The following is a 15,241-nucleotide window of genomic DNA, read 5'->3' on the forward strand; positions in this document are numbered from 1 at the left end:
ACTAGCTGTTTTTGGTCAAACCATAAATAAACGCCAACTCAGCCACCGTTTTTGCTTTGAATTTTCTTAGTAAACTGGCTCGATGAACTTCCACCGTCCGCATAGCGATACACAATTCATCAGCAATACGAATATTGCGCTTTCCGGCTATGATCAAGCGCAGAATATCTTTTTCTCGCGGTGTTAGCGACGCATACGCGTTTTTTGCTTCCATTGTATCTAGGTTGGCAGATGACTGAGCCAACCCTAGGACTATCGCTTGAGCTAACTCTGAACCTTTCACTGGCTTTTGGAAGAAGTTGACGGCTCCAGACTGTAAGGCATTTACAGCCATTGGAACATCACCATGTCCCGTCAGATAAATAACCGCGAGTGGACTGTGTGCTTCTGTCAGGATTTGATGTACTTGTTGGCCGCGAAGCTTTGGCATACGACTATCTAAAATCACACAACCCGCTTGCTGGATATCAGCGCTATTTAAAAAAGTCACACCATCAGGAAAGCTGGTTACATTAAAGTCGTGCTCTTCAAGCATAAACGCCAATGAATCTCTGACAGATTCGTCATCATCAACGACGTATACAGGCAGTTGGTTATCACACAATTTATATCACTCCTTGGCTACTCGTCGGTGAGCATGGTGTCTGCTGGTGGATGGTATGGCAAAGTAATCACGACTAAACAGCCATGCGGCTGCGTTGATTGTATTTGTAACTCTCCGTTGTGCATCTCCACTACATCGCGGCATATTGCCAGGCCTAACCCTAGGCCATCTTTTTTACTGCTTATAAAAGCTTGCGTCGGGTTATCTTGCTCCAAACCAGTGCCGTTGTCTGCGATTCGAATAGATAACATTTGAGATTGATACTCAGTATGAAGAGCTATCGTTCCTTTATAGTCACGTTGTTTTTCAGCAAGCTTTGAGCAGGCCTCAATAGCATTGTTGATCACGTTAACAAGTACTTGTTGTATACCCACCGCGTCAACATTGACGAGTCGTTGTTGCCCTTCTGTACTCCGAACCGTCTCAATACCATTTTTGTCTAATCGATATTTAAGTAGCTCGATACTATCCCCTAGCAACTGTTCAACATCACATTCTGTCTTCGCGATCGCACGTTTCTTTATGAGATCCCTTAGTCTGCTGATAATTGCATCGGCGCGCTCAACTTGGTCTTGGATTTTTTCCAACACTGGCACAATGTCTTCTGGAGGACGCTTTTTGGCAAGGCGCAGCAAGCCACCTTCACTGTAGTTTCGAATGGCAGCTAATGGTTGGTTAATTTCATGTGCCAAACTACTGCCTAATTCACCAATAATCGCAACTCTCTGTGTATGTTCTAACATTTCACTTTTTTCTTTGAGGCGCAGTAATGTCTGTTCTAAATCGTGTTTACTCTTGCTAAAACGATATTCAAGCCAAAAGTGATACACGTTCAATACAATCACGAATAAAAACAGTGTCCATGCCCATTCTTGATGCAATCTTAACCAACGAATCGCTTCCTTCCACCAAGGCTGCTGAAGCGGATGCAAATCCATAGCCTGAAATAGTTTATCAATGGAGAGTAAACTAACCGGAGAAGTCCAGCCTGACGCTTTTGAGGCAATCGCAGCTGGGCTGTCAGCAGGCATAGCAAGCAAAGCTCGGCTGATTTCTTTGGCGAGTTGAGATGAGCCGCGTTCAGTTTTTGCAAACGACCAGTTAGGATACAGAGGTGTAGAAACAGCACATGATGAATGCGTTTGTTCAAGAGGGTTCAGCACACGCAACAACCCTTTATCTATCAATCCTTCCTTCTCCATTTGTTCCAACAAGCACGCTGGTACAACCGCCGCTTCTACCGCCTTATCACGAAGTTGATATAGGTTGGCATCAATTGGAAACCCCAAGTAGCGCACATCGGAGAAGAAACTATTAGGATCGCCTCCGTCGGTTAGAACTTGGTATCGCATCGTTAGATATCCACCAAAAGCATCTTTAGAAACAGCAGCAATCGATAAACCTGCAACGTCACTTGGTGTCTTATATGGGGAGGCAGACCGAACAACCAAAGCCGAACCAATGCCGTAGTTTGAGCGTTCTGGCGCTTGACTTACTATCGTCGCTATCCACGATAATGGGTATTGACGACCTAATTGAACGGCTTGCCCTGGATTCGTTAAAACGAAATCCATGCGCTGCTCTCTAACCGATTGCGCCATTCCATCAAGATCTAAAGGATGCAGCACAAAATGCGCGGCAGGGATCTGTTGATTTAACCAGTCAATAGTCGGCTGCCAACGTTGCTGAGCATATAAATGCCCTCTGATAGCTAAGACCCCTACATCCACTTGTGCCTTAGTTGTTGAATCTATCTTCGTCCCTTGGTCTTGCTGCCCTGCATAGGCAATTCCAGTTATCGTGCCAACGATAACCATCAATAAACGAACCCAACGTAGCGTGCTTCTCACCATGAATTGTTTTTAATCCTTAAGATTTAGAGCACCAGAATAGCAGCAATAGAGGCACTTCGGCATTTGTCTTAGATCAACTTTGATCGTGGTATGTGGAAATCCACTATATCGACAGCGAGTAACAATTCTGACAATACCAACAGGCTTTCATTAATCTTAGCAGGTGAGTTATGGATTCCACCAAACGTCGCTTTCTTAGCGCCATTACAGCTGGCGCTGCACTTATCCCTGTTGCAGGCGTTGGTACAGCTACCGCCAGTACAGTTATAAGGAACAATCAGGAACCCAACCGAAAAGGCCAAACTGGAAAACGATTTGCCATGATTGTCGATCTTCGCAAATGCGTAGGGTGCCAAGCATGCACAGTCGGTTGCAGTATCGAAAATCAAGCTCCTATTGGTCAGTTCCGAACCACGGTAAAACAGTATGAAGTCACTTTGGATGACGGTTCAACCGCTACCAAAGAAGTGAAATCCTTTATGCTGCCGCGCCTTTGCAACCATTGCGATAACCCGCCTTGCGTAGCAGTTTGCCCAGTTCAAGCTACTTTTCAACGTGAAGATGGCATCGTCATGGTTGATAACAGTCGTTGTGTTGCCTGTGCTTACTGCGTTCAAGCATGTCCATACGACGCGCGTTTTATCAATGAAGACACTTTGACTGCAGATAAATGTACCTTCTGTGCACATAGGCTGGAGCAAGGCTTACTACCTGCCTGTGTCGAGACTTGTGTTGGAGGTGCACGTGTCATTGGTGACCTGAATGATCCCCACAGCGAAGTTCGACGCTTAATGAGCGAGCATAGTGACGATATTAAGGTATTAAAACCGGAAGAAGGAACCGATCCCCACGTGTTTTATATCGGCATGATTGAACGTTTTACTCAGCACATTGAAGGTCAACCCGCTATTTACGAACCACAAGGAGAGCAAGTATGAACATTACTGAAGTTCTAGTTCAACCTCAGGCTATCGCATGGCTCCCGTGGGCGGTACAGTATTTTTTTTACATTGGCTCAGCCTATGCCTCAGCCATTTTGTTTTTGATTGCTCTCACGTTTCAATCTCATACCAGCCATCATTTGCGTGCTGCTTTAGCACTGACCTTAGCCATCGGTGCGATTGTTGGCCCACTTGCCTTAACCGGAGACTTACATCAACCAGGTAGAGCTTGGCATTTTTACACACACTTCACACCTTGGTCTTGGATGTCTTTAGGTTCGATTTTTCTACCTCTATTTTCGTTATTGGCGATAGCGACAGCTTGGCTTTATCTTCGAAATGACCTAGTGGCGCTGCAACATCAGAACAATAAACTGCTACGACTCTTTGCTAAGTTATCACTAGGGCAATGGACCACCAGCCGTAAACTAATGATGAGTGCAGCCATTACCACCGTGATTTCTGGTTTGACAATTGCTCTCTATACCGGCGCAGAGATAGCCGTTGTTCAGTCTCGTCCATTATGGAATCAACCTGCCTCACCACTCATTTGGTTCGTCACAGCTTTCTCAGCAGCAATTGGCTTCACTCTACTAATTCTGCTCCTTATTCCCTCAAGACCGAAAGCACTGTCATTGGGAGATACCCGTCTAGTGAAACAGACTATGATATTGAGTAGCGTATTAGCCCTCATATTAATCCCTCTTTGGGCATCGAATAATTCCGCGTTTTCACTTTATGCCAACTCGCAGTGGGTTAATAAAATTGCACTGCTTACCGTTCTGCTTGTTGCCAACATACTGTTGTCACTCTTCTGCCTACGCGACAGCAAAACACATTTTTTCTATTTGCTTATCGTGTCCTTTATCTGCCTTGCCAGCGCATGGAGTGTTCGCTGGGTCACCATGATGGAAGTACAAACCATCGCGAAATTTGATGTTGGTCCTTACCCTTATCACCTTCCTGTGGGCAGCAATGGCTTACTCGGGATTATAGGTATGTTTGGCCTGTGGATTGCTCTTGCGTTACTTTGCTCTGAGCTTGTTCAGCCTAAACAGAACATCAACTCCACTACCCTAAACCAACACTGATTTAAGAGGATTTCACTATGGATAACAAACGTCGTCAGTTTCTGAAATCTGGCCTAGCTGTCGGTGGTCTGGGTGCTTTTTCAGCTGGCTATTCAACCACTACTAAGCATATGTTCGATGGAGTCGTTGAAGGCACTGCAGGACAGAAAACCAGTAATATTCACCATGGAAACTCACTCGAACCTGAATACAAAGTGACACCAACGGGCGACCTAATACCAAACCCGAACCAGCGCGTGGCACCTTCTATGTGTTTTGGATGTTGGACCTTATGTGGTTTACGTGTACGTATCGACAATCGCAATGACGAAATACTGCGTATTGCAGGTAACCCATACCATCCGCTCTCTCATCAACAGCATATTCCATTCAATACGCCTGTTAAGGATGCTTATCTAGGCATGGCAGGCGAATCTGGCCTCGAAGGACGCTCTACAGCTTGTGCTCGCGGCAACGGCATGATGGAGATTCGCAATAGTCCCTATCGAATTACACAACCATTGAAACGTGTGGGCAAGCGAGGTGATGGGAAATGGCAACCCATCAGTTATGAGCAATTGATTCAAGAAGTCGTACACGGCGGAGACTTATTCGGTGAGGGGCATGTCGAAGGTCTCAAAGATATTCGAGATCTTGTAACTCCTGTCGATGCAGATAACCCAGAATATGGACCTAAAGCCAATCAACTTTTGATGACCAACGCTGGTAATGAAGGTAGAGATGACATCTTTAAACGATTTGCCTTCAACAGTTTTGGAACCAGAAACTTCGGCCATCACGGCTCATATTGCGGTTATGCGTTCCGAGCAGGCAGTGGTGCATTTATGAATGACCTAGACAAATTTGCCCATCTTAAACCTGACTTCGACAACGCTGAGTACATCATTTTCATCGGCATGTCTCCCGCTCAAGCTGGTAATCCGTTCAAACGTCAAGCACGCCAACTTGCTAAAGCACGAACAGAAGGCAAGCTTACCTACACCATAGTAACTCCGAGCTTGCCGGCAGGCTCTTCTAGTCTCGCTGCAGCTGATACCAACCATTGGCTACCTATCAAACCAGGGACAGATTCCGCATTAGTGCTAGGAATGATTCAGTGGATCATCAAAAACAAGCGCTACAATGAGAATTTCCTAAGCCAACCTGGTGTGAATGCCATGCATAACGCGGGGACCGCACATTGGTGTAACGCTACGCACTTGGTGATTAGTGACGAAAATCATCCGCGCTATGGTACATTTTTGCGCGCCTCCGATTTAAACCTTCCATTCGAAGGTGAAGCGCTATCTGACAACGATCCTTACGTGATTATTGATGCGCGATCTGGGCAATTTGGTTTAAACACACAAACGGGTTCAGCGGAGTTGTTTGTTGACCAAACCGTCGAGCTATCCTCAGGCAAAGTCCGAGTTAAATCGTCTCTGCAGCGATTAAAAGAAGAAGCTTTTAAACATGATTTAAACTTCTATAGCAAACAGTGTGAAGTCCCCGTTAATGAAATCACTGCTTTGGCTAAGAAATTCACAAGCTATGGCACTAAGGCGGTAGTGGATACACACGGTGGCAACATGCACACCAATGGGTTCTATAACGCGTTTACCATAATGATGCTCAATGCGCTCATCGGTAATATCAACATGAAAGGAGGCGCAATGGCGAAAGCCGGCGGCTATCCTACATCTGCTGCTGGCCCGCGTTATGACTTTACGAAGTTCCCTGGCAAAACTGCGCCAAAAGGCGTTTTCTTGTCACGCAGCAAATTTCCATATGAAAAGACCAATGAGTACAAACGTCGTGTTGCAGCTGGAGAATCCCCATACCCTACACGAGCGCCGTGGTATCCGTTTGCAGCGCCTTTACTGACTGAGCACTTATCCGCTGCCATTGATGGTTACCCGTATCGCATTAAGGCATGGATTAACCATATGGCAAACCCTATTTACGGTGTACCAGGACTAAAGACATTATTAGAGGACAAGCTAAGAGATCCGAAGCAACTCGGATTAATTGTCTCTGTCGATGCCTTTATCAACGAAACCACTGCATTATCTGATTACATCGTACCTGATACTGTCACCTACGAAAGTTGGGGGATGGCAACACCTTGGCATGATGTTCCAGTAAAAACTGTAACTGCACGTTGGCCTATCGTCGAAGCTCGAACAGAAAAATCTGCCGACGGTCGCTCTGCCTGTTTAGAAAACTTCTTAATCGATGTCGCTAAAGAAATGGAATTAGGAGGTTTCGGTGAAAAAGCAATTCGAGATACCAATGGTCAATGGCATGGGATCCATTCTGCGGACGACTATTATTTGCGTTCAGCCGCTAACCTAGCTTATGTGAAAGGTGGAGTACCTGACGTCAGTGCAGAAGACATCGCCTGGTCAGGCTTAGAACGATTACTACCGAGTATGCAAAAGACATTAACACCAGAGGAAGTGAGTCGCGTCGCTTACATTTTCGCTCGAGGAGGACGATTTGAAAATGCTACCGAGGCTTATAAAGGCGAACAGATGAAGTACAAATGGTCTCGTCCGCTTGCTGTTTGGAACGAGCGTGTGGGCAGCTCAAGAAACACAATGACTGGTGAATACTACAGTGGCTGCCCTACATGGCACCCGCAGAAGCTAGCGGATGGGACACCATTAGAAGATCGCTATCCAAAAGACAAATGGCCATTTAGCTTAACAAACTTTAAATCCAATATTCATAGTGCGGTCTCCAACCTTTCACCAAGGTTAAACTCAATTAAAGGTATCAATCCGGTCTATATTCATCCAGATGATGCCAGCAACGCAGGAATTAAAACAGGTGATAAGTTCATCATCGAAACGCCCGGAGCGAGTACCACCGCCCTTGCGATGATTGTGCCAGGAATCCTTCAAGGCACACTTGGATTCGAGCATGGTTTTGGGCATACGGAATTAGGGCAACGAGCTCACTGGATTGGTGACAAGCAGCAACCTATCAAAAGTCGTCAAATGGATGGAGTAAATATCAATGACATCGGCTTAACTGACCCTACCCGAGAGGGTAAAGGCGTCATGCTGGATTGGGTTGTTGGCGCGGCTGCTCGCCAATCATTGCCCGCAAAGATTCGCAAAGCTTAATCTACCTCTACTAATTCTTCAGGGCTTCTTTCAATCTTGTAAGAAGCCTTTTTTGTTATCTTTATTTACGCTCAAATTACCAACAACTCAAACACATTAGAGTCAATGTGACACATATTAATCATTGTCTTTTTGACAAAAACAAGGAAAGAAAGAACCATAAGCAACTGTAATAAAACAAAAGTACAACATGGCACAGATAATGATATAGGTGAGATTAGTATTAAAAAAACAATACCCTAGTGAGGTAACTTATGACTGCTCAACATAATAAATTTAACTTCGACCGCTTACTCACTTTCTCAAACGTCGCATTGGTGGCCACTTTTGTTGCCATGATCGTGAGTATTCTGGTGTCTTACCCCTATGCACACCTGTTTACGCTACCTCAACAAATCGCTGCGCACATTAGTACTATCGTCATCGCGGGCTTGCTGAAAGTGAGTTATGTTACGCGCTGTCTCGCTCAGTACAATTTAGGATTAGAAGTTCGCTAAGGAGACGAAAAGTTGGCGTTGAATACTTAGCGCCAACTTATTTACCCCAACACACCCGTTAACTTAAACATCCAACAGTCGACGTTGCGACTGATTAAGCCTCTTTGAGGTCTCCGCCGTTAACCACTTCTTCTGATCTTGCTGCTGAACCCCGTCTTTAGCGACATACAACCCATGCAATACACGGCGACGCGTACCTAGCGTATTAACCGTACCTCCGTGCCAGGTGTGGGCATTAAAAATCATAATACTGCCAGCAGGACACTCAAGGTAGACTTCATCTGGATGCGTTGCTTCGGTATCTTCTAAAACATCTTCTGGTAACTCTGGACGTAAATGAGTGCCCGGAATAATCCGAGGGGCGCCATTGTCTCTGCAAAGATCATCAAGTGCCCAGATAGAATTCACTAAATGCACTTTGGGGAAATCGGGCCTTGGTTTCTTCCAATCGCCATGCAGCGGTTGCAAGCCACCACCAGGGTGAGCCTCGCGGCCATTCAAGCTCGACAGTTTGAATTCGCCATTAAAGATATGCTCGCAGGCATCAAGCACTAATGGATGACACCAGATTTTTTCCCAGACGGTGCCCTTATTGATCAAGTTGGCAATTCGAGTCACCGTCTCTTCTTGGTGGTGCTCAATGGCTAAGTTATCTCCCTCTTTCTCTACAAGGTTGTCAAACTTTGCTCTGAGTTCTTGAAGCCACTCCGGGTCAATCACATCATGAATGATGGTGAAGCCATGAGTGTCTAAATCATCATATTGATGCGGTGTTAATCCCTCTAAAGAGTAGAGGCTAGTTATTGTAGATTCGTGACTCATTTTATTATCCTTCTCGGCTGACTTTTCCCCTATCAATCTACTGTTAAAGCCGTAATAATCCTGTAGGCAATATCTACGATAAACTGGATATTTGTAAGATCGTTTACTAAATGTGAAGCAACGCAAATAGACCAATTAAGCTTGTCGCGTATACTGGATTCTTATTTAGTTCCGCCTCCACCACCTAGAAGAATGTTATAAAGCATGTTAGATAGAACCTACCTCATCGAAGCCTTAGAACACTACGCAACGCATACGGAGCAAATCCACTCATTGCTGTTTGCAGGTAACCTACCAAGTCCACCGCCGCTTGCTTATCAAGTTCACTTTCCTCGTATTGAAATGGTGTTAATTGGTGAACTGGAAATGGACGTTGGTAATAGCATAGGAACAGATACGGAGGTCACTCTCAAACAAGGTGATGTTCTCTACTTACCAGCCGAAAGTTGGAATAAACCTAATTGGGATAAACCTGTGGTCACCATGTCAGTCCTTGTGGGTAAGCAAAGTTTTGGGATGAGTCTTTTGAGTTGGGATGGTGAAAAGTTCGATTCGGCAATAAAAGAGAACGTCGCAAGGCGCGGACCGAGAACAGGCTCCTTCATTCTTCAAGCCATTGAGGAATTATCATGGCACTCTCAAGATCAGAATACGTTGCACCTTTTGGCTAGCAGCCTCTTTAGTCATATCCATGACCTGATCCATAACCCACCCGAAACGCCGTCTAAGAGTAAGGCGTTGTTCGATGCAGTAAGAGATTACTTGGAGCAGAACTATCATGAGCCATTGACGCGAGAGTCAGTCGCTAAACATTTCTACGTCTCACCGAACTACCTGTCGCAACTTTTTAACAAAGAGGGAAAAGTGAAGTTCAATGAATATTTAACGCATATTCGCTTAGAGAGGGCAAAGTACTTACTCAAACAGTATGACACCAAAGTGAAAGAGATTGCTCATCGCTGCGGGTTTAACGACAGCAACTACTTCTGCCGAGTCTTTAAACAGCAGACAGACCGCTCCCCTTCTGAATATCGGGCGCATTACCAAAGCGGAACGATAGAATAAAGCTAAACGCTTATAACAGTCCCTGCTGGGGCTACTTTAGCGCGCTCGATAGCGTTAATCGCCAGCTCTGGACTACGCAAAAAATCTGAAATCGACATCTTGATTAAGCGTGATTGCTCGAACCTCTCAGCCCCTTCAATGTTGATCTCTGAAATGATAAATGCGACGTCCGCGGCATCAATTGCTGCTTGCTCTAAGGAATTCTCAGCGCCTAATGCTCCCTGTGTCTCCACCTGGATTTTATAACCTGCTTTTTTGGCTGCTTTCTCCAGCAACTCCGCTGCCATATAGGTATGCGCAACGCCACTGATACAAGCCGTAACTCCAACTAACTTCATTATTACCCTAAGATCTTCCTATAGCAAAAAGCCTAGTGAGTATAATCTCACTAGGCATCCGTGTCTTTGTCTATCCTAGCTAAACTTGTTTTTAATCATGTTCATAATAGATCAAGAACCGTTTTGCCTTCACCGTAAGCGCCATGCCAATCACTCATAAAGCCAGCGACACCAGAATCGGTTAACGGATGAACAAGCAATTGGTCAAACACATCTGGTGCAATCGTAACGGATTGAACCCCTGCTTTTGCCACTTCATGGACTTGTTGAACGTTTTTAAATGAAGCAGCAAGTACTTTTGCATCTAGATTATAGACATCAATTAGGTGGGCCATTTCAGCCGCAACCAACGTGCCATCACCACAGATGTTGTCCAAGCGGTTCACATAAGGAGCAAGGAATTCAGCACCCGCCATAGCGGCCATCAATGCTTGCTGCGGAGTCAAAATCGCCGTTGCAGTAATTCGAATACCTTCAGCGCTGATCAGCTTCATCGCTTTAATACCTTGCGGTGTCACCGGCACTTTAATAATGATTTCAGGGTCAAGCTTACGCAGTGCCTTTGCTTCTTCCAGCATCACCTCTGCAGTGTCACCTACCACCTGAGCATGAAGCATACGCTCAGAGCCAATTAACTCACGAATATCCAAAATGATATCGCGCAGTGAACGGTTTTCTTTTGCGATGATCGTTGGATTGGTCGTCACACCCGCAATCGGATACAGGTCTACCGCTTTCTTAATCGCATCTAAATTGGCGGTATCTAACATATAAATCATGGTACATCTCCAATAACTTTCACTAGTCACGACGCCCTCTCATTTCGGTTCGTCGTTTACTTTTTTAATAACCAAATTCTTTTAAACACTGAGTAATGGCTTGTTTACTCTCAGTAAAGCAGATGCCCTGTGCCGCGAGCTTGCTCGTGTCTAAACGAACATCACGTGTCTTAGGCGCATCGCATTGCACCAAGATGTCCGGCAAACGCTGCTCTAATTTGAGTTCCGTCAGAATATGCTCGGCAATGTCATAACGACTCGCGTCATTGTGCGCGCCGGTATGATAGGTGCCATAAGGGATGTCAAAGATCTTAGGAAACTGCTCGATAAGCTCGTGCACATAGGTTAAACCTCGGAACTCATTACCACGTTCGTGCATCACTCCCCCTTTGAATAAGGTTTGAATGGCATTCCAAACCACATTGGGATTGATCGTGGTGTTTCTTTCAGGCAAACCAAACAACCACGTGAACCTCAACACCCACATTTCTGGCAGAATGCTCGCTAACTCTCGCTCTGCTTCCAGTTTGTTCTGACCATAAACGGTGTCAGGAACCGGGATTGATTGTTCTGTGTAAGGACCCGCTTCAGAGTTACCATTGAAAACTTGCTCAGTAGATATGAATACCAGCTTCGCGCCAACTTGCTTACATGCTTTGGCGACATTGATTGCACCTTGGACATTCACTTTATGAGCAACTTCAGGATGCTCATTACAAAAATCCGTTACAGCAATAGCAGCAGCGTGAATCACGAAATCAGGCTGAAATTCGGTAAATATCTGGTTAACGGCGCTGTTATCAGTGATATCCAGTTGCGCAACGTCCGTCCCTTTAATCTCAAATTCACCTTGGTAACGATTTATAAATCGAGTACCAAAAAAACCACCCGCTCCTGTAATCAAAATTCGTTTCTTGCTCATGTCTAGCCTCCTATGACGACGTTATATCCATGCGCTTCGACATGGCGCTGAATCGCATCAATTTCTTGTTTTGTCGGTACTGGGGTGTCTTTCATGGTGTAGTGCATCCCCAATGTGTCGTATTTATTTGAGCCAAATTGATGAAATGGCAATAAGTGGACCTCTTCAATATCGTAAGGAGCAATAAAGCCAAGTACCCTATCAACATTAATGAGATCGAGGGTGTAGCCTGGTATTAGCGGTAATCTGGGGATGACCTTGCAAGGTTTGGCCATTAACGTCTTAAAGCTTTCGAGTACCTTATCCAGATTAATGCCGATGATCTCCTTAGCTCTGACCTCATCCATCAATTTGAAATCAAACAGAATTTCATCGCAATATTGAGCCATATCGCTCAACTGCTTACTATTTCCATGTCCTGAGGTTTCAATCGCCGTTTTGTATCCCAGTCTTCTTAGCTGCTTTAGAAGTTCGATGCAAAATCGGCCATGCACCAGAATCTCACCACCAGACAAGGTGACGCCACCGCCTGATGTTTGATAGAACACATCATCTTTAGCAATTTCTTTGAGCAGCTCATCAATGGTGACGTCATAACCGACTTGTTCAAACGCACCACTTGGACACTCATCCGCGTCTTGCTCGCAAACATCACAGTGTAAGCACTTGGCTTCCCTGCGAATGTTTACCAAATCAATCGAACGTGACTCTGGGTTAGCACACCAAGGACATTTCAAAGGACAGCCTTTAAAAAAGACCACGGTACGAATACCTTCACCATCATTTAACGAGTATCGCTGGATATTAAATACTCGCGCTTTGAGCTGGGGCGCACTAAACTCCCCAGATTCTGAACAACCTGTTTCGCTCGTTTGGCAATCACAGCTCATGAGCGGTTCTTCGGATAATGTCATCTTGAATTTCTTTCGATAGTTCCACGAAGAAAGCGCTATAGCCGGCTACTCGCACCACCAGTCCTGCGTAATCTTCGGGCTTTTCTTGCGCCTTACGTAACGTGTCTGCATTTAATACATTGAACTGAATGTGTTGCAGCTTGAGCTTCATAAATGCTCGTAAGAAATCCCCTAGCTTGGTAATGCCCTGATCTCCCTCTAGGGTTGATGGCGTGAACTTCACATTGAGCAAGCTACCATTCGACAATAAGTAGTTATCCAGCTTACTGACCGATTTCAGTACCGCAGTCGGGCCTTGCTGATCTTTGCCCAACATAGGAGATAGGCCACCATCAGCCAATTGCTCACCAGCCAATCTTCCATCTGGTGTCGCACCAACCACAGCACCAAGAGGAACATGAGCAGATACCGTGTATGACCCCGGAGTAAAATAACCACCACGCGGGTTTTGGTAGGTTTCGACTTCTTTACAGAACAGTCTTAACAAGTCAGCACCCAACGCATCCACTTCATCGATATCGTTGCCATATTTTTCGTAGCGGTTCATCAGACGAGCACGAACTCGTTCGCCCTCTTTACCTTCGAAGTTAGATTCAAGAACCGCGATAAACTCCGCAAAGTTCATGCGATTTTCTTCAAATACAAAACGCTTTAACGCCATTAACGAATCAGAAAGGTTGGCAATCCCAATCCCTTGCACACCAGAGAAATTATAACGACCACCACCATAGGTAATGTCCTTCCCATTCTCGATACAGTCGCTAATGAACGAGGACAATAGTGGAACAGGAGCCCAGTCACGATGCCCCACATCACAGATGTTTGACCCTTCAACCATTAGCTGCACATACTGGCAAATGTCGGTGCGAATCTCAGCGAGTAATGTTTCAAAACTGACGTCTTGATTGCCCTTATTGCGCTTAAGTACCAATTCCATGACCTTAAGCAGGTTAAACATCGCTATGTCATGCAGCCCATAGGTTTTCCCCGGAATCGACAGCTCCACACAGCCCACGACAGAATAATCACGCGCATCTTCCAAAGAGACACCACGATTCAAAAACGCCGGCACCACTACTTCATCATTGAATATTTGCGGAATACCTGTGCCTAAACGAATGGTTTCTGCGGTTTTATTGAGAAACGCACGGTCAATGAATTCGTTTACTCGAACACCAAGGTTTGGCTGCGGTAGTTGCACGCTTTGGTACGCATCAAGACAGAGTGTTGACAACGTATTGACTGCGCTACGCCCATTTTCAGTCAGACCGCCGAGCAAGATGGTATAACCGGTTGGAAAGCCAGCAAAAAACTTAGCACTGCTGGATGAACGCAGTAGGACGATGTCGTTTGTTTTGACCCACAAACTCTCAAGTAACTCTTGCAAAAACTCAGGAGATTCACCGTTGGCGATAGAGTCCTGATAAAACGGCATCATATATTGGTCAAAACGCCCAAGAGATAGTGAACTCGCATTCGACTCATACTGAAGAATGATATTCATATACCAGAACAACTGACACGCCTCATAAAAACCTTGCGGTTTCTGTGTGGCGACTTTGCCAGAGATACCTGCAATACGAATTAACTCTGCCGCCCTAACGGGGCAATCGCACTCAGAGGCCATCTGTTTGGCTAACGCTTCGTAACGACGAATATGTCTAGTTGAGGCTTGCAGTAGAATCAGTACCGATTGATAAAACTCGTTGTCACTATTAACGGTTGCTAGCGTAGATATGTCATCGGTCAATGCACCTAACCCGCTTTCAAGTAAGCGATCAAAGTCGATAATGATGTGGCCTTGACCTTTATCGGTTTGGTTAACACTGAATACTTTCTCGGACACCGCTTGTTTGACGTTTTCAGGAATTTGAGCGTTGATAAAATCTTTCATAGAACGCTCGGACCAGTAACTCAGCAGCTTCTCTTTATAGACCACTTTATCTTCTTCAGAGATATAGAATTTATCCTGTGGGCGTGACTCAAAGATATCTAACTCTTTATCAATCCAATAAGGATCCATTTCTGGTGAGACAATACCAGCACGCGGCTTGATAGTGCGGTTTCCGGCAATCAGTTCATCATCACGAATTGATATCGCGACATTATCCAAAACGTGTGCTGTTGCCTTTGCTCGGCGGATAAGCGTATGTTCCCCTTCCGTCTGCTGATGGCTCTCGGTATACAGTAACGCACGTTCTAGAGAGATTTCACGTTGAGCTTCAAACAGGGCGGACTTTAATCGAGTAATTCTTTCGGTGCTCACAATAGGCTCCATTATTATTGTCTATTGCCACTGATGGGC

13 protein-coding genes are annotated in these 15,241 nt (G+C 45.3%); 5 read left to right on the plus strand and 8 right to left on the minus strand.

Annotated elements, in window-relative coordinates:
• Window position 1: 1 nt before the first annotated feature.
• Window positions 2-604, minus strand: coding sequence for a response regulator transcription factor (locus HOP38_RS09485; protein ID WP_198557934.1), 603 nt, complete (start codon window positions 602-604; stop codon window positions 2-4).
• A 17-nt stretch (window positions 605-621) separates the two neighbouring features.
• Window positions 622-2,457 carry a sensor histidine kinase gene (locus tag HOP38_RS09490; RefSeq protein WP_198557935.1) on the minus strand — a complete coding sequence of 612 codons (1,836 nt, stop codon included), beginning with the start codon at window positions 2,455-2,457 and terminating at the stop codon, window positions 622-624.
• Window positions 2,458-2,627: 170 nt separating this feature from the next.
• Between HOP38_RS09490 and dsrO the strand changes: the two genes are divergently transcribed.
• The 4 genes from dsrO to HOP38_RS09510 all read left to right on the plus strand — a co-directional run bounded on the left by dsrO (window position 2,628) and on the right by HOP38_RS09510 (window position 8,096).
• Entirely contained in the window at window positions 2,628-3,395 is a 768-nt protein-coding gene (gene dsrO / locus HOP38_RS09495; RefSeq protein WP_198557936.1) for a sulfate reduction electron transfer complex DsrMKJOP subunit DsrO, read from the plus strand.
• On the plus strand, window positions 3,392-4,489 hold the full coding sequence (gene nrfD, locus HOP38_RS09500) for an NrfD/PsrC family molybdoenzyme membrane anchor subunit (protein WP_198557937.1): 1,098 nt from the start codon (window positions 3,392-3,394) through the stop codon (window positions 4,487-4,489). The genes dsrO and nrfD overlap by 4 nt, the downstream gene beginning before the upstream one ends.
• A 17-nt stretch (window positions 4,490-4,506) precedes the next feature.
• Window positions 4,507-7,599, plus strand: coding sequence for a tetrathionate reductase subunit A (locus HOP38_RS09505; RefSeq protein ID WP_198557938.1), 3,093 nt, complete (start codon window positions 4,507-4,509; stop codon window positions 7,597-7,599).
• A gap of 254 nt (window positions 7,600-7,853) precedes the next feature.
• Window positions 7,854-8,096, plus strand: coding sequence for a hypothetical protein (locus tag HOP38_RS09510; protein WP_088877526.1), 243 nt, complete (start codon window positions 7,854-7,856; stop codon window positions 8,094-8,096).
• Between the two features lie 63 nt (window positions 8,097-8,159).
• Here HOP38_RS09510 and HOP38_RS09515 read toward each other — a convergent pair whose 3' ends face one another.
• Window positions 8,160-8,918 (minus strand): phytanoyl-CoA dioxygenase family protein, encoded by a 759-nt coding sequence (locus HOP38_RS09515; RefSeq protein ID WP_198557939.1) that lies wholly within the window; start codon window positions 8,916-8,918, stop codon window positions 8,160-8,162.
• Window positions 8,919-9,122: 204 nt separating this feature from the next.
• Between HOP38_RS09515 and HOP38_RS09520 the strand changes: the two genes are divergently transcribed.
• Entirely contained in the window at window positions 9,123-9,983 is an 861-nt protein-coding gene (locus tag HOP38_RS09520; RefSeq protein WP_006071770.1) for a helix-turn-helix domain-containing protein, read from the plus strand.
• A gap of 2 nt (window positions 9,984-9,985) precedes the next feature.
• On the opposite strand, the gene HOP38_RS09525 is transcribed toward HOP38_RS09520, so the two are convergent.
• The 5 genes from HOP38_RS09525 to HOP38_RS09545 all read right to left on the minus strand — a co-directional run bounded on the left by HOP38_RS09525 (window position 9,986) and on the right by HOP38_RS09545 (window position 15,202).
• Window positions 9,986-10,321 (minus strand): PTS fructose transporter subunit IIB, encoded by a 336-nt coding sequence (locus HOP38_RS09525; protein WP_006071772.1) that lies wholly within the window; start codon window positions 10,319-10,321, stop codon window positions 9,986-9,988.
• A 101-nt stretch (window positions 10,322-10,422) separates the two neighbouring features.
• The gene (locus HOP38_RS09530; RefSeq protein ID WP_006071774.1) at window positions 10,423-11,100 is read right to left on the minus strand and encodes a fructose-6-phosphate aldolase; all 678 of its coding nucleotides are present in this window, start codon (window positions 11,098-11,100) and stop codon (window positions 10,423-10,425) included.
• 64 nt (window positions 11,101-11,164) lie between these two features.
• Complete coding sequence (locus HOP38_RS09535) at window positions 11,165-12,022, minus strand: SDR family oxidoreductase (protein ID WP_198557940.1); 858 nt, start codon at window positions 12,020-12,022, stop codon at window positions 11,165-11,167.
• A gap of 2 nt (window positions 12,023-12,024) precedes the next feature.
• On the minus strand, window positions 12,025-12,936 hold the full coding sequence (locus HOP38_RS09540; RefSeq protein ID WP_006071777.1) for a [formate-C-acetyltransferase]-activating enzyme: 912 nt from the start codon (window positions 12,934-12,936) through the stop codon (window positions 12,025-12,027).
• Window positions 12,902-15,202: a formate C-acetyltransferase gene (locus HOP38_RS09545; RefSeq protein ID WP_277950886.1), complete on the minus strand. Its 2,301-nt coding sequence runs from the start codon at window positions 15,200-15,202 to the stop codon at window positions 12,902-12,904. Before HOP38_RS09545 ends, HOP38_RS09540 begins: the two co-directional genes overlap by 35 nt.
• Window positions 15,203-15,241 lie beyond the last annotated feature (39 nt).

This window comes from Vibrio mediterranei, assembly GCF_013364395.1.
Lineage (GTDB): Bacteria > Pseudomonadota > Gammaproteobacteria > Enterobacterales > Vibrionaceae > Vibrio > Vibrio mediterranei.

Bases quoted from the DNA above. Each gene is read 5' to 3' on its own strand.
- HOP38_RS09540 (WP_006071777.1), bottom strand. From the start codon at position 12,936: ATGACATTATCCGAAGAACCGCTCATGAGCTGTGATTGCCAAACGAGC.
- HOP38_RS09490 (WP_198557935.1), bottom strand. From the start codon at position 2,457: ATGGTGAGAAGCACGCTACGTTGGGTTCGTTTATTGATGGTTATCGTT.
- nrfD (WP_198557937.1), top strand. From the start codon at position 3,392: ATGAACATTACTGAAGTTCTAGTTCAACCTCAGGCTATCGCATGGCTC.
- HOP38_RS09505 (WP_198557938.1), top strand. From the start codon at position 4,507: ATGGATAACAAACGTCGTCAGTTTCTGAAATCTGGCCTAGCTGTCGGT.
- HOP38_RS09525 (WP_006071772.1), bottom strand. From the start codon at position 10,321: ATGAAGTTAGTTGGAGTTACGGCTTGTATCAGTGGCGTTGCGCATACC.
- HOP38_RS09530 (WP_006071774.1), bottom strand. From the start codon at position 11,100: ATGATTTATATGTTAGATACCGCCAATTTAGATGCGATTAAGAAAGCG.
- HOP38_RS09515 (WP_198557939.1), bottom strand. From the start codon at position 8,918: ATGAGTCACGAATCTACAATAACTAGCCTCTACTCTTTAGAGGGATTA.
- HOP38_RS09520 (WP_006071770.1), top strand. From the start codon at position 9,123: ATGTTAGATAGAACCTACCTCATCGAAGCCTTAGAACACTACGCAACG.
- dsrO (WP_198557936.1), top strand. From the start codon at position 2,628: ATGGATTCCACCAAACGTCGCTTTCTTAGCGCCATTACAGCTGGCGCT.
- HOP38_RS09510 (WP_088877526.1), top strand. From the start codon at position 7,854: ATGACTGCTCAACATAATAAATTTAACTTCGACCGCTTACTCACTTTC.
- HOP38_RS09535 (WP_198557940.1), bottom strand. From the start codon at position 12,022: ATGAGCAAGAAACGAATTTTGATTACAGGAGCGGGTGGTTTTTTTGGT.